Origin of the sequence: Ensifer sp. ENS07, from assembly GCF_014852185.1 — a bacterium.
Classification (GTDB): Bacteria; Pseudomonadota; Alphaproteobacteria; order Rhizobiales; family Rhizobiaceae; genus Ensifer; species Ensifer adhaerens.
This window is the reverse complement of sequence record NZ_JACVBE010000001.1, coordinates 355,942-378,735: the sequence shown is the minus strand read 5'-3', so window position 1 is coordinate 378,735 and position 22,794 is coordinate 355,942. Positions and strand designations below refer to the sequence as shown.

Sequence of the window (22,794 nt, the reverse complement as noted above, 5' to 3'; positions counted from 1 at the left end):
CACTCGACGGGGATCGATATGAAAACTTTGCGCTGCCTCCTGCTGGCGACCTTCGCACTGGCGCTCGGGACGGCGACAGCCGTCGCCGGAAGCGCCTCGCTGGTGCTCGATGCGCGCACCGGCAAGGTCCTTTCATCGGAAAACCCCGACGTCCTCAACCATCCGGCCTCCCTGACCAAGATGATGACGGTCTACATGGCCTTCGAGGCGCTGAAGAGCGGCAAGCTTTCCTGGGACAGCAAGATCAAGGTTTCGAAGGCGGCGGCCGCCAAGCCGCCGATGCGGCTCGGCCTCAAATCCGGCATGACGATCACGGTGCGCGAGGCGGTCCTCGGCATGATCGTGCGCTCGGGCAACGATGCCGCGGCAGCGATGGCCGAGAAGCTCGGCGGCTCCGAGGCGAATTTCGCCCGCATGATGACCGCCAAGGCGCGTCAGCTCGGCATGAGCAAGACCATCTTCATCAATGCCTCCGGCCTGCCTGCCAGCAAGCAGGTGACGACGGCGCGTGAAATGTCGACGCTCGCCGTGGCGCTGATGCGCGACTTCCCCAGGGAGTACCGGCTGTTTGCGACCGAAAGCTTCAATTTCCGCGGCCGCAAGGTGCGGGGGCACAACAACCTGATGTACCGCTACGACGGCATGGACGGCATCAAGACCGGCTACACCAATGCCTCCGGCTTCAACCTCGTCAGCGCCGTCAAGGACGGCAATCGCCGGGTGGTCGGCGTCGTTCTCGGCGGCAAGACGGCGCGCAGCCGCGACGCCAAGATGGCGGCCCTTCTCGATCGCCATGTCGGCAAGGCAGCCAAGGGCGGACGGCAGCTGGTGGCATCCAAGCGCGGCGGCAAGACGATTGAAGCCCCCGTCGAAGTAGCCGCGGTCGCGACATCCGAGGTTCCGATGCCCTACACCGCACCGCAGCGGGCCAAGCGGGATTCGGTTGCTGCCCTGATTACAGCGACATCGACGGCCGCCATCCCCGCGGAACGGCCGACGGAGCTTGCCGAGATCGAAACGACGGCTGCAGTTCCGGCTGCGTCAGGCGGCTGGCAGATCCAGATTTCGGCGGCGCCATCCGCAGAGGCTGCGCGCATGCTGCTGGCGCAGGCGCGCTCGGAAGCCGGTGCGCCGCTCGCGGGCGCCACGCCCTACACGGAAGCCGTCGGTAAGGGTGCCAAAGCGATCTACCGCGCCCGCTTCGTCGGCTTTTCGAGCCGCGACGCGGCAGCAGCAGCCTGCGATGCCCTCAAAGAGCGCTCCTATGACTGCATGATGCTGCCGTCGCGCGGCTGATTGGCCGCCGGTCTCAGAGCCTTCGTCACTCTTGCACGACGGCTCTACGGAAGCGGTTGGCGAGCCAGCAGTCGCACTGCTCCTGGCTATAGCCAAGCAGCAGCCCCTCCTCGCGCTCGTCTTCTGCCGTCCATGGGCGCCAATTGCAAAAGAGCTGGTGGCAGCGTTGCCTGAAGCGCTCGAAACGCCACTCTTCCCCCGGCAACGCATAGGTGAGGTAGAGAACCCTCTGCTCCTTCTCGCCACCGGTCGTTGTCGGGCACATCCGCGAGAACTCGAACATGTCCGCAAGCAAAGTTCCGTCGGCAACGTGTGGCGCGAACAACTCTTTGGTTTCGGCAAGCCAGGGCGACGCGGCATCGTCGCTGAAGAAGGCGAAGGGCTTGCGCCCTTCCAGCATCAGCGGAAGCTCATAGCCGGTGTGCACCAGATAGGGCACGGTATCGAGCGCATGCGGCCGCCGAAGCTCAGCTTCCTCGCCTGTTTCTGGCAAGGCAAGCCCGACGGCCGACGCCAGCAGCGTCAGGTCGTCTTGATCCAGACGGTAGCAGGCATGATCCGGGAAGACGCCGTTTTGCAGGTCCAACGCCCGCGCGATCTCGGTGGCATCGCGATCAAACCGCAGTTCGTGCGTCGGTGTGGCGGTCTTCGGCGACAGAAAGGACAGCTTGAAGACCGCCATCGGACCTTACGCCTGCGTGCCGCCGACGGTGATCTGATCCATGCGCAGATGCGGCTGGCCGACGCCGACCGGTACCCATTGGCCGGCCTTGCCGCAATTGCCGATGCCGGTGTCGAGCTTGGTGTCGTTGCCGACCATGGTGACACGCTTCATCGCGTCCGGACCGTTGCCGATCAACATCGCACCCTTCACCGGTGCGCCGATCTTGCCGTTTTCGATCAGGTAGGCCTCGGTGCAGCCGAAGACGAACTTGCCGGAGGTGATGTCCACCTGGCCGCCGCCGAAGGAGACGGCATAGATGCCCTTCTTGACCGAGGCGATGATTTCCTCCGGCGTTTTGTCGCCGGAGAGCATGTAGGTATTGGTCATGCGCGGCATCGGCACATGGGCATAGCCCTGGCGACGGCCGTTGCCGGTCGGCTGCATTCCCATCAGCCGGGCGTTCTGCCGGTCCTGCATGTAGCCGACGAGCTTGCCGTCCTCGATCAGCACGTTGTAGCCGGACGGCGTGCCCTCGTCGTCGATCGAAATCGAGCCGCGGCGGGCCTCGATGGTGCCGTCGTCGACGACCGTCACGCCCTTGGCGGCCACCTGCTGGCCCAGCAGGCCGGCAAAAGCCGAGGTCTTCTTGCGGTTGAAGTCCCCTTCCAGGCCATGGCCGACGGCTTCGTGTAGCATGACGCCCGGCCAGCCGGAGGCAAGCACCACGTCCATGGTGCCGGCGGGCGCATCGATCGCTTCGAGATTGACGAGTGCCTGGCGCAGCGCCTCGTCGGCGCCCTGCTTCCAGTTTTCCGCGGTGACGAAATCGCCGAAGCCGCGACGCCCGCCGGTGCCGAAGGAGCCGCTTTCCTGGCGATCGCCTTCGCCGGTGACGACGGAGATGTTGATGCGGGTCATCGGCCGGACGTCATGGACGCGGTGGCCATCGGCGCGAAGGATGTCGACGACCTGCCAGCTAGCGGCGATGGTCGCCGTCACCTGACGGACCTTCGGATCCTTGGCGCGCAGATAGGCGTCGATTTCCTGGAGCAGCGCGACCTTCGCCTCGAAGCTCGGTTCGCCGATCGGGTTTTCGTCGCCGTAGAGTTTCTTGTTGGTGCGCTGAGGGGCTGCGGCATAGGAACCGGCATAACCGCGCGTCACCTGCGCCACCGCATCGGAAGCACGGCGGAGCGCCGAAAGCGAAAGTTCGCCGGAATGCGCGTAGCCGACCGCTTCGCCGGCAACGGCGCGCAAGCCAAAACCCTGGTCGGTATTGAAGCTGCCGCCCTTGAGCCGGCCGTTGTCGAAGGAAAGCACCTCGGCCTGCGCATGTTCGAGGAACAGTTCGCCGTCGTCGGCACCGGCGAGCGTTTCCGAGAGAACCTTGCGGACCGTTGCCTCGTCGGCATCGAAGAGGCTCATCAGATCGGTGTTCATAGTGGCACGCTCCCGCGTCAGGAATTTCTATCGCCTCCATTTAGGAAGGCGGCGGGTTCAAGCCAAGGAAAATATCACAGGCCGCATGTTTCCGCGATCCGCACTGATCGACACAAGCATGCAGCAGCTCAAGTCGCTACAGCGACGTATTCCAGCCGTCGAGCCGTTCCACCCGCTCGACGCCGGCGAAGCGGGCAACCCGATCGAGCTCGGCATCGATGCGTTCCAGGCGCCCTGCCGAGGCGCGGACGCCCTTTTCGAGCCAGAGCTTGCGGACATCGAGGCTGCCGCGCTTGCGGTCCGCCTTCATGTCGATGCGGCCGATCAACCGGTCGCCCTCGATCAGCGGGAAGACGTAATAGCCATATTCGCGCTTGGCCTCGGGCACGAAGATCTCGATGCGATAATAGAACCCGAACAGGCGCTCGGTACGATTGCGGTCGCGCAGCAGCGGATCGAAGGGGCTCAGCACCCGCACCCGGCCCGGCGGCTCAGGGATATCGCCAAGTGCGTCCGGGAATCCAGCGAAGGCGTAGGCGACACGCGGGCGTCCACCATCGATCGCTTCGATCTGCACTTCCACGAGTTCGTCGCGATGTTCCGCCACCCAGGTCTTGGCCTCCTCGGGCGACACCAGATCCCAGAAGGCGGCAATCTCGCCATGGGTGGCAAAGCCGAGACGCTCCAGCGCACTGCGGCAAGCCCAGTCGATGAACTCCGGATGGCTGACGTCATCCTCGTTGTGGTGCGGCGGGATCACTCTTTCCGTGAGATCGTAGACCTTCTGGAAATTCTCGCGCCGCGCGATCGCCAGCTTGCCCGTGCGCCACAGCACTTCCAGCGCCGTCTTCGACGGATGCCAGTTCCACCAGCCGCCAGACTGGTGTTCGGCTTCCTTCAAGTCTCGGGCGAGCACCGGGCCGCCTTCGGCAATACGCTGATAAGTGTCGTCGCAGCCTTTTTCAAAGCCTTCGCCACGCCACGCCTTCCACCGCTCGACGATCGTCTCACCTTCCCATTTGAAGCGGTGCTTCCAATAGCGGAAGAAGCTGCTTGGAATGATCGAGGCATCGTGGGTCCAATGCTCGAAGAGGTCGCGATCGTCCTCCAGCAGCGCCGTCAGATGCTCTCGACGATAGGTCTGGTTGCGGGAAAACAGGATCTGGTGATGGGCGCGCTCCACCGTGGCGATGCTGTCTACCTGCACGAAGCCGATGTCGTGGATGAGCTTCAAGAGGCCTTCCTTGCCGAGCGCGCGGTTGGGCGCGCCTGAAAGGCCCTGCTTGGCGAGGAAGATGCGACGGGCGTCGCTGTTGGAAAGGCGAATCGTCATGACGATAACAATAGGCTTTTATTCCCATAATTCAAATGCCGCATCGGTCCGCGGACTGCATTGCCCTTGTTGTCGCACTTGGCCTATAGAGCAACCCGAAAACGGCGCGGGCCGGAGACAGCGAGGAACGGAATGGACATCCGCTTTACCGATTGCGCGGTCCGCTTCGGCGAGCGGGTGGCTTTGCACCCCTTGACGCTCACGCTCAACGAAAAACGCATCGGCATCATCGGCCTCAACGGTTCCGGCAAGACAACCTTCGCCCGGCTGATCAACGGTCTGGTGAAGCCTTCCTCCGGCGGCGTTACGGTCAACGGGCTCGATACGATCAAAGACGACCGCGCCGTGCTTTCCGAGGCCGGCTTCATCTTCCAGAACCCGCACAACCAGCTGATCATGCCGATCGTCGCCGAGGACATCGCCTTCGGGCTGAAAAGCCGCGGGCTTTCGCGCGAAGAAGTCGACCGCCGCATGCAGGCAGCACTTTCGCGCTTCGGTATCGAACACCTGGCAAGGCGGCGCGTGCATGAGCTTTCGGGCGGAGAAACGCAGCTCGTCGCCATGGCGAGCGTCGTCGTTACCGATCCGAAGATCCTGATCCTCGACGAGCCGACGAACCAGCTTGACCTCAAGAACCGCCGCCGTGTCGCCGCGGCGATCGACGACCTGCCGGAGGATACGGTGGTGATCACCCATGATCTCGGGCTCGTCGAGAATGTCGAACGGCTATTGCTCTTCCACGAGGGCTGCCTTGCTTTCGACGGCAACCCGCAAGACGCGATCCGCCGCTATCACGAGATCGCCGGATGCTGACGAGCCTGCACATCGAGGGTAACAGCTTGCTCCATCGGCTTCCGGTCAGGGTGAAGCTGATGGCACTCGTGGCGTCGAGCGTCGGACTTTTTTTGAGCGCTTCGCTCGCGGTTCAGGCGATCGCCTTCATCGTGGCCGCCGCACTTTATCTCTCCGCCGGCCTCACGCCCAAGGAGGCGCTGAAGCGCGTCGGCTTCGTCTTCCTGACGATCTTCTTTCTGGCGGCCGTCAATCTCTTTTACCTGTCCGTTGCCGAGGTCGCCACGTTAACCTTGCGGCTGATGGCGCTGGTTCTGTTTGCAGCCGCCGTCACGGCGACGACGACGATCAGCGCCTTCATGGACGAGATCACCATCCTCTTGAGCCCGCTGGAACGGCTGGGCTGGCTGAAGGCGGCCGATGTCAGCCTGGCGCTCGGGCTCGTACTGCGCTTCGTCCCGGATATCTTTGCGCGCTATCAGGCAATCCGCGAAGCCCATCGCGCCCGCGGACTGCCCGTCCGGCCGTTGACGATCATAGGGCCGCTGATCATCCTGACGCTGAAAGATGCCGACACGATTGCTGCCGCGATTGACGCGCGCGGATTTCGCCGTCAATAAATTCGCGAATTCTAAAAAACAGGGAAGCGGAACTACATGAATACCAGAGATCTCGTGCTCATCGCCCTCTTCGCCGCGATCGTCGTCGTGCTCGGCTTCATTCCGCCGATCACGCTCGGCTTCATTCCGGTCCCGATCACTGCGCAATCCATGGGCGTCATGCTCGCCGGCTGCATTCTCGGCGCCAGGCGCGGCGCGCTCGCCTTCCTGCTGTTCCTGCTGCTGGTCGCCATCGGCCTGCCGGTGCTTTCGGGCGGCCGCGGCGGCCTTGCGGTCTTTGCCGGCCCGTCGGGCGGCTTCATCATCGGCTGGGTCGTTGCCACCTTCGTCACCGGCCTGATCGCCGAGCGCACCGTGCGCGAAGGCCAGGCCGAAACGCGCCAGTTCATCGGCTTCTTCCTCGCCTCCGTCCTCGGCGGCATCGTCGTGCTCTATGCGATCGGCATGCCCTGGGTTTCCGCCGTCACCGGCACCCCGCTCATGACCGTTGCAGCCGGCTCGCTCGCCTTCATTCCGGGCGACCTGCTGAAGGCTGCGATCGCGACGCTTGCCGCACGCGCGGTCTACGCCGGCTATCCGCTGTTGCCGGCCCGCGCCTGAGCCGATGCCGTTTGCCGCCGCGATCCATCGCCACGCGCAAGACCATCCGCATGCCCCGGCCTTCCAAATCGAGGGCCGGGTTTTCACTTTTGGTGACCTCGCACGCATCGCCGGCGCACTTGCCGAACGTTTCGGAGATTTGGTTGCCGAACGCCGCAGCGTGCTCGGCGACCGCTCTCGCCTGATCGCACTGGAGACGGGCAATCATCCGCTCTTCGCCGCTGCCTGCCTTGCCGCCACCAGCAGCGGCAACTGCGTCGCGCTGATCGATCCGCATCTGCCGGAGGCGACGCGCCAGACGATGCACGATCGCTTGTCGCCCGATCTCATTGTCAGGGCCGATGGCGCCAACCTCTCGCTCCATGCGCCCGCAAGCGGCAAAACGCGAACCTTTCGCGAGACCGACGGCAACGAGCGAAAGCCGCTCGCAATCGGCGACGACACGGAACCATTCCTGATCGTCTTCACCTCTGGCACAACAGGAACGCCGAAAGCGATCATCCGCGATCGCGGTTCGTGGCGCAGGAGCTTGGCCACGGGCGAAGCCTTCTTCGGCATCGACCGCGCCACCCGCACCTTTGCGCCCGGTCCGCTCGCGCACGGGCTGACACTTTATGCGCTTGCCGAAACCCTTGTCGCCGGCGCCGAATTCATCGGGGCCGCGCATTTCGAGGCCTCCCGGGCGATGTCCATCGTCGAGGCGAAAGAGGTCAAGCGACTGGCGCTGGTGCCGACGATGCTGCGGCGGCTCTGCGCTGCAGCCGCCGGCCGGTCGCAAACATCCGTCGCCCAGATCACCGTCGCCGGCGCCAAGCTGACCGAAAACGATCGCGACAGCGCGGCACTCGCGTTTCCTCAAGCCGATATCATCGAATATTACGGCGCCTCGGAACTGGGCTTCATCAGTGTTGCTACCAACGGCGACACCGCTTCGGCCACCGCCGTCGGCCGTGCCTTCCCGGGTGTTGCGCTCAGCATTCGCGACGACAGGGGGGGCGAAATGCCAACCGGTGAGACGGGCACGATCTTCGTCGACAGCGCCCTCATATCCGACGGGTATGTCGGCACCACCGATGGTGCCGGCTTCCGTCGTCTCGGGTCGCTGGCGACGGTCGGCGATCTCGGCTTCCTCGATGAGTGCGGCACCCTGCACCTCCTCGGCCGGTCCGGCGGCATGGTGCTTTCGGGCGGCAACAACATCTACCCGCAGGAAGTGGAAGCCGCGCTGACCGCAGATCCCGGCGTGCACGCCGCTCTCGTCCTCGGGCTCGACCACCCGGATCTCGGCAGCGAACTCGTCGCCGTCATCGAGCCGGAAGGCGGTATGTTTGATCGAGAAGCGCTTGAGCGTCATCTCGCCGCCCACCTGCCGCGCTATAAGCATCCGCGCCGCATCTGGCTCTGCCTGAATATGCCGATGACGCAGTCGGGCAAGGTGGCGGCGGGCACGCTCAGACAATGGATCGCGGATGGAAACGATGCTCTCGAACTCATCGACTGACCCGGCACGCATACCTGTCATTATCGCTGCTCTGCGCACACCGATCGGCCGCGTCAACGGCACGCTTCGCGATATCGAACCGTCGCAGCTGGCGGCACCGCTGATCGCCCGTATTCTCCGCGATACCGGTGTAAAGGCGAGCGAGATCGACGACGTTCTTCTCGGCAACGCCGCCAACAGCGCCGGCAATCTCGCCCGGCTCGCCGCCCTCGAAGCCGGCCTGCCGGTCTCGACGCCGGGTGTCACCGTCGACCGCCAATGCGGTTCCGGGCTGGAGGCGATCACCCTTGCCGCACGGATGATCCAGGCGGGCGCCGGCCGTTTCTATCTGGCCGGCGGCACCGAGAGCGCCAGCCGTGCGCATATCCGCCTGAGACCGCCGCTGGAGCGCGGCGGCGAACTCGCGCCGGTCAAGCGCGCCCGCATGGCACCAGACGAGACCGGTGATCCGGATATGGGCGTCGCCGCCGAAAACGTCGCGACCGCCTGCAAGATCTCCCGTGAGCGTCAGGACGCCTTTGCGCTTCAAAGCCACCGTCGCGCGGTCGAGGCTGCCGTTGCCGGCCGCTTCGCCCGCGAAATCGTGCCGGTCGAAACGGCGGCAGGCTCTGTGTCGCGCGATGAGTGCCCTCGTGCCAATGCTTCGCTGGAGACGCTGCAACGGCTAAAGCCGGTCTTCGTCGAGGGCGGGACGGTAACGGCCGGCAATGCCTGCCCGATCAACGACGGCGCGGCGGTGGTGCTGGTGACGACCTTTGCCGAGGCCCAACGACTTGGCGTCTCCTTCGCACTCGAATTCGTCGATGCGGCGACCGCGGGCGTCGATCCCAATCTGCTCGGGCTTGGCCCGGTCCCGGCAATGCAGAAGCTGAAGGCACGGCAATCCGCGCTCGATCCGGCAAAGGTCGATTTCATCGAATTCAACGAGGCCTTCGCCTCGCAGGTGCTCGGCAGCCTCGACCAACTCGATATCGCCGCGGAAAGGGTCAATCTCGACGGCGGCGCCATCGCACTCGGCCATCCCTATGGCGCCTCGGGGGCGATCCTCACCGTCCGGCTTTTCTCGCAGATGCTGGCATCGCCGAAAGGCACGGAAGGACTGGCGATGATGGGCGTCGGCGGCGGCATGGGCATTGTCACCCTGTTTCGCGCGGTTTAGGCGGCGCAATTCCGGACGGAAAACCGCTTCGGATAGTACGCGACACTGGTCTGGTAACAAGATAGACACCCCCTCTGCCCTGCCGGGCAGAGGGGGTGGCGCCTTTTGCCTGGACGGGCCAAAAACACCATGAAAGCTGGAGCGTCGTCTATTGTGACGGCTTCGCGCTTTTCCTGGAATTGCTTTGGCTAGACCGAGTAGGCCGCCAGCCATTCGCGCGTCGCCGTCGGCAGCGGCAGCGGCGTGTGCCGCTGCGGATCGACCGCGACCCAGACGACCTCGACTTCGGCAGCAAGTTGGCCGCGTGCTTCGACCTTGACGACAAAACTGATCGAGCTGCCGCCGACCTTCGCCACGTTGACGGTAAGACGGGCCGGTTCGTCGTAGCGCAGACCACGGTGATAGACGCAGGCCGAGCGGCGCACGAGATAGCTCGGCTCGTTCACCACATGCGGACGGTGACGCCAGAGGCTGGAAAGCGCGGCCTCGGCGTGGGCATAATAGGCGGCATTGTGCATGTGGCCGTGCATGTCTATATCGCGAAACGGAATACGGATTTCCGTGACGTTCTCCAGCTCCCTGCCGTCCATGCGAGGCTCCCTGACGATGCGCTCCACCCTCGTTAGCCAGTTCGGTGATCCCCGGCAAGTGATTGCGATGGTCGATGCCGGGCGCGTGGCGCCTGCGGCGGGCGAAGTCGAGGTGGCGCTGTCGCTTGCCGCCATCAACCCGTCCGATCTCATCCCGGTGACTGGCGCCTATAGCGCCCGCACCACGCTGCCCTTCGTGCCGGGCTTCGAAGGCTTCGGCACGGTGACGCGCGTCGGCCCTGGCGTGACGTCGCTGAAACCCGGTGATCGCGTGGTGCCCATCGGTGCCAGCGGTCTCTGGCAGGAATATCTGATCCGGCCGGCCGAATGGTGTTTCGCCCTGCCCGACGACATCGGCGAGACCGATGCGGCCACCTGCTACGTCAATCCGCTGACGGCGCTGCAACTGGTCGAGGCGCTGCGCCAACATTTCGGCCCGCTCGGTGGCCGCCGTATCGGCGTCACCGCGGCAGGGTCGGCGATCGGCGGCATGCTGATGAAGCTGCTGGCCGGCGAAGGCGCGGATGCCACCGGGATCGTCCGCAGCGCGCGCAGCGCCGAGCGGCTGGCAACCGAGGTCCCCGGCCACATCGTGTTTGGCGACGAGGGCCGCGTGCCGCAGCTTCGCCTCGACGCAATCATCGACGCCGTTGGCGGTCCGTTTGCCGGCGATCTTATTCTGCGCACGCTCGAACCGGGCGGCGCCTTCATCCAGTATGGGGCGCTCAGCGGCGTTCCGGTGCCGCAGGCGGCGATCCAGGCGCGGCCGGACATCCGCTTCTCCTTCCTGTGGCTGCGGACCTGGGTGCATTCGGCCGGGCGACCCGTGATCGAAGCGGCCTTTGCCAAGAGTTTCGAAGGTTTGCGATCGGGTCTCTTTTCCAGCCGCATCGCCGAAATCTATCCGCTGAGCAAGCTCGACGCGGCGCTCGCGCATCAGGCGGATCCGAGCCGCGACGGCAAGCTGCTCATCGATCCGCGCTGTTGAAAATTGCGCTTTTCGACCGGCTCGCCATGGACCTTGCAGGGTGGGCGCACTAGGTTCCGGGCATGACCACGTTCCTCTATGAAAATCCGGTCTTTCTGGAACACGAGGTTCCGGAAGGGCATCCTGAGCGGCCGGACCGGCTGAAGGCGCTGAACCTTGCGCTCGAACATCCGAACTTCTCCGATCTCAAGCGGATCGAGGCGAAGAAGGCGAGTGAGGATCTCGTCCTGCTCGCACATCCGGAAGAGCATCTCGCTGCCGTCAGGCGCGCCATTCCGGAGGAAGGCCTCAACCATTTCGAGGCCGACACCTATGCCAGCCCCTTGAGCCTCGACGCGGCGCTAACCGGGATCGGCGGAGCGACCGCAGCGGTGGACGCCGTCTTTACCGGCGAGACCGACAACGCCTTCGTCGCGGCGCGGCCACCAGGACACCACGCCGAAAAGAACAAGGCGATGGGGTTCTGTCTTTTCAACACGGTGGCGATCGCCGCCCGCTATGCCCAGAAGGTCCACGGCGCAGAGCGGGTCGCGATCGTCGACTGGGACGTGCACCACGGCAACGGCACGCAGGACATCTTCTGGGACGACCCCTCGGTGCTCTTCTGCTCGACGCACCAGATGCCGCTCTATCCCGGCACCGGCGCCAAGGACGAGACGGGTATCAAGGGCAATGTCGTCAACGCGCCGCTGTCGCCGAACATGGGCAGTGAACATTTCCGCGAGGCGTTCCGCAGCCGCGTGCTTTCAGCACTCACCAATTTCCGGCCGGACTTCATCCTGATCTCCGCCGGCTTCGACGCGCATCACCGCGATCCGCTGGCGCAGATCAATCTCGTCGCCGAGGATTTCGACTGGGCGACCGGGCGTCTGCACGAGATCGCCGATCGCAGCGCCGGCAACCGCATGGTCAGCCTGCTCGAAGGCGGCTATGACCTTCAGGGCTTGGCCGAATCGGCCGGCCTGCACATCTTGAGACTGATGAGAGGGTAAGCATGAACACCACTACGCAACCGGACGTTTCCGCCCTCTCCTTCGAGCAGGCCGTCGAGGAACTGGAGCGGATCGTTTCGGCGCTGGAGCGCGGCGATGTCGCCCTCGACAAGTCGATCGAGATCTACGAGCGCGGCGAAGCGCTGAAGAAGCATTGCGAGGCGCTGTTGAAGGCCGCCGAGGACCGCATCGAAAAGATCCGCCTCGACCGCGCCGGCAGACCGCAGGGCGTGGAGCCGCTCGACGCCGACTGATCGTTTCATCGCAATTCCGGGCGGAAAACCGCTTCACGCTTTTCCCGGAATTGCCAAGATCGGATTGATCGTCGCGCGGAAACACTGCGTCCTTGCTTCGCCCCTACCCGCCTGATGTCATAGGCGTTAGGACTTGAAGCGACAGCAAAAACGGGAGCACGCGCCATGTCTTTCTTTCCAGGCCCCGACCCGCTCGCCGGCGACAAGCCCGCCTGCGACGCCATCGAACATCTGATCGTTCCGCGCACCAGCGATATCGGCGGGCTGCAGGTTCGTCGCGCTTTGCCGACGGCCAAGCGCCGCCTGGTCGGCCCCTTCATCTTCTTCGATCGCATGGGCCCGGCATTGCTTCGCGCCGGCGAGGCGATCGACGTGCGCCCGCACCCGCATATCGGCCTTTCGACCGTCACCTATCTCTTCGACGGCGAGATCAAGCACCGCGACAGCCTCGGCACCGAGATGGTCATCCGTCCCGGCGACGTGAACCTGATGACGGCCGGCCGCGGCATCGTGCATTCAGAGCGCTCGCCGGAGAACCAGCGCGGCCACGACCGTTCGATCTCGGGCCTGCAGACCTGGCTGGCGCTGCCCGATCACAAGGAAGAAATCGACCCGATCTTCAGCCATACCGAAGAGCGCATGCTGCCGCATATGAGCGACGACGGCATCAAGGCGCGGGTGGTGATCGGCAACTTCGAGGGCGCGAAGTCGCCGGTCTCGGTCTTCACCGACACGATCTATGTCGATCTCAACATTGCACCCGGCAAGAGCGCCCCCTTCGCGGCGCAATGGGAAGAGCGCGCGCTCTATATCCTCTCCGGCGAGGCGATCATTGCCGGTGATCATTTTGCAGACAACCAACTGCTCGTCTTCCGCGCCGGCGACGAGATCACGGTCACGGCCGGACCGCAGGGTTGTCACGTGATGCTTTTCGGGGGTGCTGCGCTCGGGTCGTCCCGCCACATCTGGTGGAATTTCGTTTCGTCTTCGAAGGAGCGCATCGAGAAAGCCAAGGAAGAGTGGCGCAGCGGACGCTTCGACATCGTGCCCGGAGACGAAGAGGAATTCGTTCCGCTGCCCGAGGGCTGACCGCGACCTAAAGTGGCACAGGATGGATGCGGAAAACCGCGCAACATTGCCTCATGGCGCTTGAATCGATTTCGATTCACAGAATCATGCGCTAGTCTCTTGGTTGACGACGCAGGAACGCCTAATTTTGCATTCAGCAACGATTGCGTCTAAAGAGCCGCTTCGACGGTACCCACCAACTATCGCGCGCCCGACCTTTGGGGCGCGCATGAGGCATGCAGCGTGACACAACTGCCAACCAATCCGATGCCGGCTACTCCCTTGCTCGACAAGGTGACCTATCCCGACGATCTGAAGAAGGTCGACGACAAGGATCTGCCGCAGCTTGCCGGAGAAGTCCGGGCAGAAATGATCGACGCAGTGTCGCGCACCGGCGGGCATCTTGGCGCGGGCCTCGGCGTCGTCGAGCTGACGATCGCCATCCACAAGGTGTTCAACACGCCGCATGACCGGCTGATCTTCGACGTCGGCCACCAGTGCTATCCGCACAAGATCCTCACCGGCCGCCGCGATCGTATCCGCACGCTCCGTCAGGAAGGCGGCCTCTCGGGCTTTACCCGCCGCGCCGAGAGCGAATACGACCCCTTCGGCGCCGCGCACTCCTCGACCTCGATTTCCGCCGGCCTCGGCATGGCGGTCGCAGCCGATCTCGACGGCAAGAACCGCAATGTCATCGCCGTCATCGGCGACGGTGCGCTTTCGGCCGGCATGGCCTATGAGGCGCTGAACAATGCCGGCGCGCTCGACGCGCGATTGATCGTCATCCTCAACGACAACGACATGTCGATCGCGCCGCCGACCGGCGCGATGAGCGCCTATCTCGCGCGCCTTGCCTCCGGCCGCACCTATATGGGCATCCGCGAAGTCGGCAAGAAACTGACCGCGTATCTCGGCAAGACCGTCGATCGCGCGATCACCCGCGCGGTCGAGCATGCCCGCGGCTACGTCACCGGCGGTACGCTCTTCGAAGAGATGGGCTTCTACCATATCGGCCCGATCGACGGGCATTCCTTCGACCATCTGCTGCCGGTGCTGCGCAACGTGCGCGACAACGCCAAGGGTCCGGTGCTGATCCATGTGGTGACGCAGAAGGGCAAGGGCTATCCGCCGGCGGAAGCTGCCGCCGACAAGTACCACGGCGTCAACAAGTTCGACGTCATCACTGGCGCCCAGGCGAAGGCGAAGCCGAACGCGCCCGCCTATACCTCTGTTTTCGCCGATGCGCTGACGCAGGAAGCCGGCTTCGACGACAAGATCGTCGCCGTCACCGCTGCCATGCCGTCCGGCACCGGGCTCGACAAGTTCGCCAAGGTCCATCCGTCGCGCTGCTTCGATGTCGGCATTGCCGAGCAGCACGCCGTAACCTTTGCCGCCGGCCTTGCCGCCGAAGGCTACAAGCCGTTCGCAGCGCTCTATTCGACCTTCCTGCAGCGCGGCTACGACCAGGTGGTCCACGACGTGGCGATCCAGGGTCTACCGGTGCGCTTCCCGATCGACCGTGCCGGTTTCGTCGGCGCCGACGGTCCGACGCATGCGGGCTCGTTCGACACGACCTATCTCGCCACCCTTCCCGGCTTCGTGGTGATGGCGGCTGCCGACGAGGCGGAACTGAAGCACATGGTGCGCACGGCTGCTGCCTATGACGCCGGCCCGATCTCGTTCCGTTATCCGCGCGGCGAAGGCGTTGGCGTCGAGATGCCGGAGCGGGGCCAGATCCTCGAGATCGGCAAGGGCCGTATCGTGAAGGAGGGCTCCAAGGTGGCGCTGCTTTCCTTCGGCACGCGCCTTGCCGACTGTCTGCTGGCCGCCGAAGACCTCGACGCCGCCGGCCTTTCGACCACGGTCGCGGATGCGCGCTTTGCCAAGCCGCTGGACCATGACCTCATCCGCGAGCTTGCCCGCAACCACGAGGTGCTGATCACCATCGAGGAAGGTGCCATCGGCGGCTTTGCCAGCCACGTGCTGCAGTTCCTCGCCGAGGACGGCCTGCTCGACGGCGGCCTCAAGGTTCGCCCGATGGTCATGCCCGACGTCTGGATGGAACAGGCCAAGCCCGAGGCGATGTATGCCGCCGCGGGCCTCGACCGCGCCGGCATCGTCTCGACCGTCTTCAAGGCACTCGGCCAAAAGCAGGATATCGGCATCGGCGCTGCCGGCTGAGGCTTCCGTGCGACTTCAAGCAAAAACCCCGGCTCGTCCCCGGGGTTTTTGCTTTTCCGGACGGAATTGCAGGAAGGGCTCGATGGCTGCGAGCACAGGGGGCTTGCCATTGCGGCGGCAAGTCGCCATGAGAAACACATGTCAGAAGATCGCCAGAACGAAGAACACAAGAACCGGGTCCGCCTCGATCAGCTGCTGCTGAACTCGGGGCTGGTCGCAAGCCGCGCGCGTGCCCGTGACGCAATCCAGCGCGGGACCGTCAAGGTCGACGGCCGCACGGTCACCAAGGCAGCGTCGATGTTTGCCGAGAGCGTGACGATCACCATCGATGACCCGGCGCAGGACTATGTCTCGCGCGCCGCGCTGAAGCTGGTCGCGGCACTCGATCATTTCGGGCTCGACCCCGCAGGCCAAAGCTGTCTCGATATCGGCGCCTCGACCGGTGGCTTTACCGAAGTGCTGTTGAAGCGCGGCGCCGAGCACGTGGTTGCGATCGATGTCGGCCATGGCCAGATCCATCCGCGCATCGAAGGTGACGAACGCGTCACCAGCATTGAGGGCCTCAATGCACGCGCGATGACCGAGGAGGACATCGACGACCGCGAAGTCACCTTCGTCGTCTCGGACGTCTCGTTCATCTCGCTCAAGCTCGCGCTGCCGCCGGCACTCGACATGGCGCTTCCCGGTTCGCACTGCATCCTGCTGGTGAAGCCTCAGTTCGAGGCGGGTCGCGACGCGATCAGCAAGGCGGGCCTGCTCAAGGATCCCGACAGTGCGCCTGATGTCGCCGCCGAACTCGAGCGCTGGCTCGTCGAGGACATGGGCTGGCAGAGCCTTGGGCTCATCCCCTCGCCTATTGCCGGCGGCGACGGCAATGTCGAATACCTGCTGGCAGGCAAGAAGCCATGACCACTGAAGCCGTCACCATCAAGCGGCTGGGCGCTCAGGGCGACGGCATTGCCGAAGGTCCTGACGGGCCGATCTATGCACCCTTCACCCTGCCCGGCGAAAGCGTCGCGCTCGCCGTCAACAAATCGCACGGCACGCTGATGTCGGTGAGAGAAGCCTCACCCGAGCGCGTCGAACCGCACTGTCGGCACTTCGGGCCGGACGGCATCAACGGCACCTGCGGCGGCTGCACGATGCAACATGCCTCCGACACGCTCTACCACGGCTTCAAGCGCGATCTGGTGATCGCCGCCCTGAAGTCGAAAGGGCTCACACCCGAGGTGGCGCCGCTCATCACCGCCGAGCCCGGCCAACGCCGCCGCGCGGTCTTCACCGCCCGCAAGACCGAGAAGGATCTGCTTCTCGGCTTCAACCAGGCGGAAAGCCACCATATCGTCGCGATCTCGGAATGTCCGATCGCGAGCCCGGGTATCGTCTCGAAGCTCGCCACCATTGCCAAAGTCGGCGCGGCCATGGCCGTCAATGCCGAGCCGTTCCGCATCACCGTGCTCGAAACGCTCTCCGGCCTCGACCTCTCGGTCGATGGCATCAAGAAGCTCGACGACCGCGAGCGCCGCCGCACGGTCGAAGCCGTGCTCGGTGAGCGCGGCATCGCCCGCGTCAGCCTCAATGGCGAGATCATTGTCGAGCCGGTGAAGCCTGTCATCGATTTCGGCGGTGTTTCCGTCTCGCCACCGCCCGGCAGCTTCACCCAGGCGACGGCGCAGGCCGAAGAGGCAATGGCGAAGCTGGTGCTCGACCATCTCGGCAAGTCCAAGCGCGTCGCCGACCTCTTTGCCGGCTGCGGCACGTTTGCGCTGCGCATCGCCCGCAAGGCGCGGGTGCATGCGGTCGAAGGCGAAGACAAGGCGCTGAAGGCGCTTGATCTGGCGGCTCGCAACACGCAGGGGCTCAAGCCCGTCACCATCGAGAAGCGTGATCTCTTCCGCCGCCCGCTCATGGCGCAGGAACTGAAGGTCTTCGACGCGGTCGTCTTCGATCCGCCACGCGCCGGCGCGGACGTGCAGTGTCACGAGATCGCCCGCTCCGGCGTCAAGAAGGTCGTCGCCGTCTCCTGCAATCCAGTGACGCTTGCGCGCGACCTCTCGATCCTCGTTGCCGCCGGGTACCGCATCACCTCGGTGACGCCGATCGACCAGTTCCTCTGGTCGGCCCATGTCGAGGCGGTGGTCACGCTGGAGAAATGAGAAGGCCCGGTTTCCCGGGCCTTCGTTATCGTTCGACTTGAAGCGTCTGCCAGACTGATTCACGCTTGCGTGCTATCCTCTTGTTTTTGCACTCGTCTTAGCATGACTCGCGGACGCCGATCCGTCGTCACGCCGCGCGGCGGCGGTATCCACCCCCACCTGCGTAAGAGCCCTGCCCTTCTCCGAGGTTGAACTGGGCGAGCAGCGCATTGAGCGAGGCTGCTTCCGACGCCAGGCCATGGCTTGCCGCCGTCTGTTCCTCGACCATGGCCGCGTTCTGTTGCGTGCCCTGGTCCATGGTGTTTACGGCCGTGTTGATCTCCTGAAGACCGGTCGACTGCTCGCGCGTCGCGGTCACGATCGCGCTCACATGCTTGTTGATCTCATGAACTTCGGCAACGATCGTCTCCAGTGCCTTGCCGGTATCGCCGACCAGCGTGACACCGTTTCGAACCTGGTTTCCCGAGGTCGTGATCAGCGCCTTGATCTCCTTGGCGGCCTGTGCCGAGCGCTGGGCGAGTTCACGCACTTCCTGGGCGACGACCGCAAAACCCTTGCCGGCTTCACCGGCACGGGCCGCCTCGACGCCGGCATTCAGCGCGAGCAAGTTGGTCTGGAAGGCGATGTCGTCGATGACGCCGATGATGTTGGAGATCTCGCCCGAGGACTTCTCGATCGCATGCATCGCATCTACGGCGTTGGCAACGACTTCGCCGGACTTCTCAGCGCCGGCACGAGTACGGGCGACCAGCGCACCAACCTCTTCGGCGCGGCGAGCCGAGTCCTTGACCGTCGTGGTGATCTCCTCGAGTGCCGCGGCGGTCTCTTCGACCGAGGCTGCCTGCTGTTCTGTGCGGCGGGCGAGATCGTCGGCGGCCGAGCGGATTTCCGTCGCGCCGGCATCAATGCCGCGGGCATTGGCACCGACGGCGCAGAGCGTGTCGTGCAGCTTGGCGACCGAGTTGTTGAAGTCGGCGCGCAGGCGATCGAGACGATCGGCAAAGGGATTGTCTATGCGATAGGCCAGATCGCCGTCAGCAAGACGGCCGAGGCCGGTTGCCAGACCATCGACAGCCTGCTGCACTTCGGCAGCATCGCGCGCCTTCTGCGCTTCGCGTTCCAGTCGCTCGCGTTCCGACAGCGAACGGTTCGCATCCGCTTCGCTTTCGAGGCGGGCGCGCTCGACTGCATTGGCCTTGAAGACGGCGACGGCGGCGGCCATCGAGCCGATCTGGTCGGTCCGCTCTTCGCCGGGGATTGCAACGTTGTGGTTACCCGAAGCGAGCTTCTCCATCGCGCTGGTCATGTCCGTAACCGGGCGGATGACGAGGCGGTTGAGGAAGGTCGCGAGGAAGACGAGCATCACGCCGACCGCAAGGATCGTGGCGATGGTCGCGGCAATGCGGAACTGATCGATCGCCGAATAGGCGGCGTCGGCGTCGATGACGAAGCCGACATACCATTCGACTGAGGGCAGGCCCTGGACCGGAACGAAGCTCACCAGCATCGGCTTGCCGTCGAGCTCGGTGTTCATGATACCGGAGCCGATTGCCGGTGTGTCGATCGGGAAGGCATCGGCGAGCGACTTGGTGACCAGCTTGGCATCGGGATGAACCAGGATCTGGCCGTCCTTGCTGGCGAGGAAGGCAAAGCCTTCACCGCCGACATCGACGCCCTTGATCATCGTCACCAGGGTATCGAGCGAGAAGTCGCTGGCGGCAACGCCATAGAGCTTGCCGTCGCGCTTGACCGGAACGGCGGCGCTGATGATCAGCGCGCCGCTGGACGCGTCGACATAGGGTTCGGTCAGCACGCGAGCGTCAGCCTTGATGGCCTGCTGGTACCAGGGGCGCTGACGCGGGTCATAGCCTGCCGGCATCGGATTGTCGGGCCAGGTGATGAACTTGCCGCTTTCGTTGCCAACATAGGTCGACATGAATTCGCTGGTGAGAACGTCGTTCTTCAGGATCGGCTGGACCCCACCGTCATCCGCGACGTTGCCGGTGGCATCAGCCACCATCGCCGTCAGCGTGACGCGGCCGTTCAGCCACTTGGCGACGCTCTGCGCGGCCTGGGTGCCGGAGGAGGCAATGTTCTCCTCGACGGCCTTGGTGGTCGTGTCGCGCTGCAGGCTGTCAATGTAAACGGAAAAGCCGGCGAAAGCGCCGACGACGACACAGGACGCGGCAACGAGAATGCGCGTCATGAGGTTCGATCGCTTGGACAAGGTGGGCTCCCAATGGGTGCCGGCGGCGACCGCCGGACATGAGCTCTTGATGATTTTCGCGCAGCATCCCTCGTCCGTCCGTGAAGACGGCGCGCAGAGGCTGACGGGAAAACGTTGAACATGCCCGAAGGCGGGGCCAGCCCTGCTTCATGCGGCTGGGGCCATCCCAAAATAGGGATGGGCCTATCGCGCAGGACGCTAGCGACCGGTATTTAAGAACAAATTAAAATTGATCTATTCAAGTTCGCGATGGCGGCGGCAACGGGATCTTTACCGCCGGACGGGTAAGAGCTTGCCCCCGAATGCAAAACGGGTGCACAGCGGCACCCGTCTCACCCATCACAAATCCAAACTGGTTTAGCGGCGCATGAACGCCTCGAAGGCGGCCCGCGCCTCGGCACTCTTCAATTGCGCGGCGAAGTGCTTCGCCTCTTCGTCGATACGCGCCAGCACGTCGCTGCGGTCGCCACGGACGAGATCGCGGGCGATGCGAAGCGCCTCCGGCGGCTTCTTGGCGAGCCGGCCAGCAAGCGCCAGGGTTTCGCTCTCGACCGCGTCCGCGCCGACAATCTTCCAGATAAGTCCCGCGTCCACGGCCTCGCCTGCGGTGAGCGGTTCGCCGGCGGCAAGCAGCGCGAAGGCCCGCTGGTGACCCATGATGCGCGGCGCGATCAGGCTGGAGGCCGCTTCCGGCACCAGCGCCAGGTCGACGAAGGGCGTCTTGAAGACCGAGCGCTCGGACGCAATCGTCAGGTCGCAATGCAGATGGATCGTCGTGCCGATGCCGATCGCGAGACCGTCGACGCCCGAAACGACAGGCTTCGTTGCGGTCGCGAGTGCCTTCAGGAACTCGATCACCTCTATGCCCATGGAACCGCCCATGGCGAAGGCGAGGAAGTCGGCCATGTCGTTGCCGGCGGAGAAGCAACCATCGGTGCCGAGAAAGGCGGTGGCGCGCACGGCCGGATCGCTAGAAGCGACCGTCAGCGCATTGGTCATCTTCGCGTACATGTCGCGCGTGATGGCGTTTTTCTTTTCCGGCCGGTTGAAGCGGATCACCTGGACGCCGGGGTGGGCTTCCGGCCGTTCGATGAGCACGTGGTCGGTCATGATGGGTCCTTTCAGGCCAGAACAGCGCGAGCGACGGCGAGGCTGTCGGCACCGTTGACGACACGGTCTTTCAGTGCGGCAGTCTCGGCCAGCAGGTTTTCGGCGGTGAAGCGGCAGAGCGCAATGCGCTGATCGTCCTTGCCATCGCTGACTTCCGCCAGACCACCCTTTGCGAGATAGGCGCCGGTCAGCGCCAGGCCGAAGAGCCGCTGGTAGGCGGTGGCGCCGGCGAGTGCTTCTGTGAGCTTGCCGCCGGCAACCGCCGCAATCAGCCACTCGGTCGCGGCCGAAAGATCGTCCAGCGCCGCATCGAGGCGTGCAGCCGTCTCGCCAAAACCGTCGCGGTTCGAGGCACGAACTGCCGCGGCGATCTCGCGCAACTCGGCAATGAAGCCACGCACGTGGCCGCCATCGGAAAGCGGCAGCTTGCGGGTGACGAGGTCGATCGCCTGGATGCCGTTGGTACCCTCGTAGATCGGCGCGATGCGGGCGTCGCGCAGATAGCGGGCAGCACCCGTTTCCTCGATAAAGCCCATGCCACCATGCACCTGGATACCCATCGAGGCGACATCGACGCCGGCGTCGGTCGAGAAGGACTTGGCGATCGGCGTCAGCAGGCTGGAGCGTTCCTGCCAGAACTTCGCCTTTTCGCCTTCGGCTGCATGCCCCATGTCGACGGCGTGGGCGCAGGCGTAGGAAATCGCGCGCGAGCCCTGCGTCAGCGCCTTCATCGTCAGGAGCATGCGGGCAACATCCGGGTGCTCGATGATCGGGCTCATGCCCTGCCCCGTCCAGCCAGGCGCCTTACCCTGAGTGCGCTCCTTGGCAAAGGCGATCGCCTTCTGCGTCGCGGCGTCGGCAATGGCCACACCCTGCATGCCGACGGCCAGGCGGGCGTTGTTCATCATCGTGAACATGCAGGCGAGGCCGCGGTTCTCCTCGCCGATCAGATAGCCGATCGCGCCCTTTTCAGCGCCGAACTTGCCGTCGCCATAGATCATCGTGCAGGTCGGCGACCCATGGATGCCGAGCTTGTGTTCGAGCGAATGGCAGAAGAGATCGTTGCGCTCGCCGAGCGAACCGTCCGCGTTGACCAGGAATTTCGGCACGAGGAACAGCGAGATGCCGCGGGTGCCGGCCGGCGCGTCCGGAAGGCGCGCCAGCACCAGATGGACGATGTTGTCGGTGAAGTCGTGTTCGCCCCAGGTGATGAAGATCTTCTGGCCGAAGATGCGGTAGGTGCCGTCGTCGCGGCGCTCAGCGCGGGCCTTGAGCACACCGAGGTCGGAGCCGGCATGCGGCTCGGTCAAGTTCATCGTGCCGGTCCATTCGCCGGAGACCATCTTCGGCAGATAGGTCGCCTTGAGCTCATCGGAACCGTGCTTTTCCAGCGCCTCGACGGCGCCCATGGTGAGCGTCGGGCCAAGCGCGAAGGCCATGGAGCCGGCGTTCCACATTTCCATGGCGGCGACGTGCAGCATATGCGGCAGGTTCTGGCCGCCGAAATCTTCCGGGGCCGTCAGCCCGTTCCAGCCGCCGGCGATCCAGTTGTGGTAGAGATCGCGCCAACCGTCTGGGGTCTCGACCTTGCCTTCGACGAGGCGCGAACCCTGCTTGTCGCCGATGTCGCCAAGCGGCGCCACCTCTTCCGTCGCGAACCGACCGGCCTCCGAAAGGATGGCATCGACCAGGTCTTCACCGAGATCACCCAGCGCGCCCGATTGCAGTGCATCGCCCATGCCTGCCACGTGCTTCAGCGTGAATGCGATCTCGTCGACGGGTGCCTTGTACATGATGATCCTCCCAGATAGCCAGGTCGCGCC

The 22,794-nt window shown here is 64.6% G+C and carries 20 protein-coding genes; 13 read left to right on the top strand and 7 right to left on the bottom strand.

Going from position 1 to position 22,794, the window contains the following annotated elements:
• Positions 1–18: 18 nt before the first annotated feature.
• Positions 19–1,296, top strand: a complete 1,278-nt coding sequence (locus tag IB277_RS01750) for a D-alanyl-D-alanine carboxypeptidase family protein (RefSeq protein ID WP_090294778.1) — start codon at positions 19–21, stop codon at positions 1,294–1,296.
• 25 nt (positions 1,297–1,321) lie between these two features.
• On the opposite strand, the gene IB277_RS01745 is transcribed toward IB277_RS01750, so the two are convergent.
• The 3 genes from IB277_RS01745 to IB277_RS01735 all read right to left on the bottom strand — a co-directional run bounded on the left by IB277_RS01745 (position 1,322) and on the right by IB277_RS01735 (position 4,733).
• The gene (locus IB277_RS01745; protein ID WP_090294779.1) at positions 1,322–1,978 is read right to left on the bottom strand and encodes a hypothetical protein; all 657 of its coding nucleotides are present in this window, start codon (positions 1,976–1,978) and stop codon (positions 1,322–1,324) included.
• Between the two features lie 6 nt (positions 1,979–1,984).
• Positions 1,985–3,400 (bottom strand): metalloprotease TldD, encoded by a 1,416-nt coding sequence (tldD, locus tag IB277_RS01740; protein ID WP_034801178.1) that lies wholly within the window; start codon positions 3,398–3,400, stop codon positions 1,985–1,987.
• Positions 3,401–3,536: 136 nt separating this feature from the next.
• Complete coding sequence (locus IB277_RS01735) at positions 3,537–4,733, bottom strand: winged helix-turn-helix domain-containing protein (protein WP_034801172.1); 1,197 nt, start codon at positions 4,731–4,733, stop codon at positions 3,537–3,539.
• A gap of 132 nt (positions 4,734–4,865) precedes the next feature.
• On the opposite strand from IB277_RS01735, the gene IB277_RS01730 reads away from it, so the two are divergent.
• Genes IB277_RS01730 through IB277_RS01710 form a run of 5 tightly spaced genes read left to right on the top strand, consistent with a single transcriptional unit; the run spans position 4,866 to position 9,405 of the window.
• Positions 4,866–5,546: an energy-coupling factor ABC transporter ATP-binding protein gene (locus IB277_RS01730; RefSeq protein ID WP_192370703.1), complete on the top strand. Its 681-nt coding sequence runs from the start codon at positions 4,866–4,868 to the stop codon at positions 5,544–5,546.
• Positions 5,540–6,145, top strand: a complete 606-nt coding sequence (locus IB277_RS01725) for an energy-coupling factor transporter transmembrane protein EcfT (protein WP_110818491.1) — start codon at positions 5,540–5,542, stop codon at positions 6,143–6,145. The genes IB277_RS01730 and IB277_RS01725 overlap by 7 nt, the downstream gene beginning before the upstream one ends.
• 36 nt (positions 6,146–6,181) lie before the next feature.
• Complete coding sequence (locus IB277_RS01720; protein ID WP_060584143.1) at positions 6,182–6,745, top strand: biotin transporter BioY; 564 nt, start codon at positions 6,182–6,184, stop codon at positions 6,743–6,745.
• 4 nt (positions 6,746–6,749) lie between these two features.
• Positions 6,750–8,246 carry a class I adenylate-forming enzyme family protein gene (locus IB277_RS01715; RefSeq protein WP_110818492.1) on the top strand — a complete coding sequence of 499 codons (1,497 nt, stop codon included), beginning with the start codon at positions 6,750–6,752 and terminating at the stop codon, positions 8,244–8,246.
• Entirely contained in the window at positions 8,224–9,405 is a 1,182-nt protein-coding gene (locus IB277_RS01710; RefSeq protein ID WP_090294786.1) for a thiolase family protein, read from the top strand. Before IB277_RS01715 ends, IB277_RS01710 begins: the two co-directional genes overlap by 23 nt.
• Before the next feature lie 188 nt (positions 9,406–9,593).
• On the opposite strand, the gene IB277_RS01705 is transcribed toward IB277_RS01710, so the two are convergent.
• Positions 9,594–9,995, bottom strand: coding sequence for a thioesterase family protein (locus tag IB277_RS01705; protein ID WP_034801160.1), 402 nt, complete (start codon positions 9,993–9,995; stop codon positions 9,594–9,596).
• A 16-nt stretch (positions 9,996–10,011) separates the two neighbouring features.
• Between IB277_RS01705 and IB277_RS01700 the strand changes: the two genes are divergently transcribed.
• The 7 genes from IB277_RS01700 to IB277_RS01670 all read left to right on the top strand — a co-directional run bounded on the left by IB277_RS01700 (position 10,012) and on the right by IB277_RS01670 (position 17,634).
• Positions 10,012–10,983 (top strand): zinc-dependent alcohol dehydrogenase family protein, encoded by a 972-nt coding sequence (locus tag IB277_RS01700; RefSeq protein WP_090294788.1) that lies wholly within the window; start codon positions 10,012–10,014, stop codon positions 10,981–10,983.
• Positions 10,984–11,045: 62 nt separating this feature from the next.
• On the top strand, positions 11,046–11,975 hold the full coding sequence (locus IB277_RS01695; protein WP_060516323.1) for a histone deacetylase family protein: 930 nt from the start codon (positions 11,046–11,048) through the stop codon (positions 11,973–11,975).
• A 2-nt stretch (positions 11,976–11,977) separates the two neighbouring features.
• Positions 11,978–12,229 (top strand): exodeoxyribonuclease VII small subunit, encoded by a 252-nt coding sequence (locus tag IB277_RS01690; protein WP_034801154.1) that lies wholly within the window; start codon positions 11,978–11,980, stop codon positions 12,227–12,229.
• Positions 12,230–12,394: 165 nt separating this feature from the next.
• The gene (locus IB277_RS01685; RefSeq protein WP_060516327.1) at positions 12,395–13,318 is read left to right on the top strand and encodes a pirin family protein; all 924 of its coding nucleotides are present in this window, start codon (positions 12,395–12,397) and stop codon (positions 13,316–13,318) included.
• Positions 13,319–13,564: 246 nt separating this feature from the next.
• Complete coding sequence (dxs, locus tag IB277_RS01680) at positions 13,565–15,478, top strand: 1-deoxy-D-xylulose-5-phosphate synthase (RefSeq protein WP_176960274.1); 1,914 nt, start codon at positions 13,565–13,567, stop codon at positions 15,476–15,478.
• Positions 15,479–15,616: 138 nt separating this feature from the next.
• Positions 15,617–16,387 (top strand): TlyA family RNA methyltransferase, encoded by a 771-nt coding sequence (locus IB277_RS01675; protein ID WP_060584131.1) that lies wholly within the window; start codon positions 15,617–15,619, stop codon positions 16,385–16,387.
• Positions 16,384–17,634, top strand: coding sequence for a class I SAM-dependent RNA methyltransferase (locus tag IB277_RS01670; protein WP_034801145.1), 1,251 nt, complete (start codon positions 16,384–16,386; stop codon positions 17,632–17,634). The genes IB277_RS01675 and IB277_RS01670 overlap by 4 nt, the downstream gene beginning before the upstream one ends.
• A gap of 127 nt (positions 17,635–17,761) precedes the next feature.
• Here the strand turns inward: IB277_RS01670 and mcpU are convergent, their stop codons facing one another.
• The 3 genes from mcpU to IB277_RS01655 all read right to left on the bottom strand — a co-directional run bounded on the left by mcpU (position 17,762) and on the right by IB277_RS01655 (position 22,764).
• Positions 17,762–19,840, bottom strand: coding sequence for a methyl-accepting chemotaxis protein McpU (gene mcpU, locus IB277_RS01665; protein WP_246812702.1), 2,079 nt, complete (start codon positions 19,838–19,840; stop codon positions 17,762–17,764).
• Between the two features lie 378 nt (positions 19,841–20,218).
• A complete protein-coding gene (locus tag IB277_RS01660; protein WP_090294827.1) occupies positions 20,219–20,971 on the bottom strand; it encodes a crotonase/enoyl-CoA hydratase family protein in 753 nt (250 codons plus the stop codon).
• Between the two features lie 11 nt (positions 20,972–20,982).
• Positions 20,983–22,764, bottom strand: a complete 1,782-nt coding sequence (locus IB277_RS01655) for an acyl-CoA dehydrogenase (RefSeq protein ID WP_090294829.1) — start codon at positions 22,762–22,764, stop codon at positions 20,983–20,985.
• Positions 22,765–22,794: the final 30 nt, after the last annotated feature.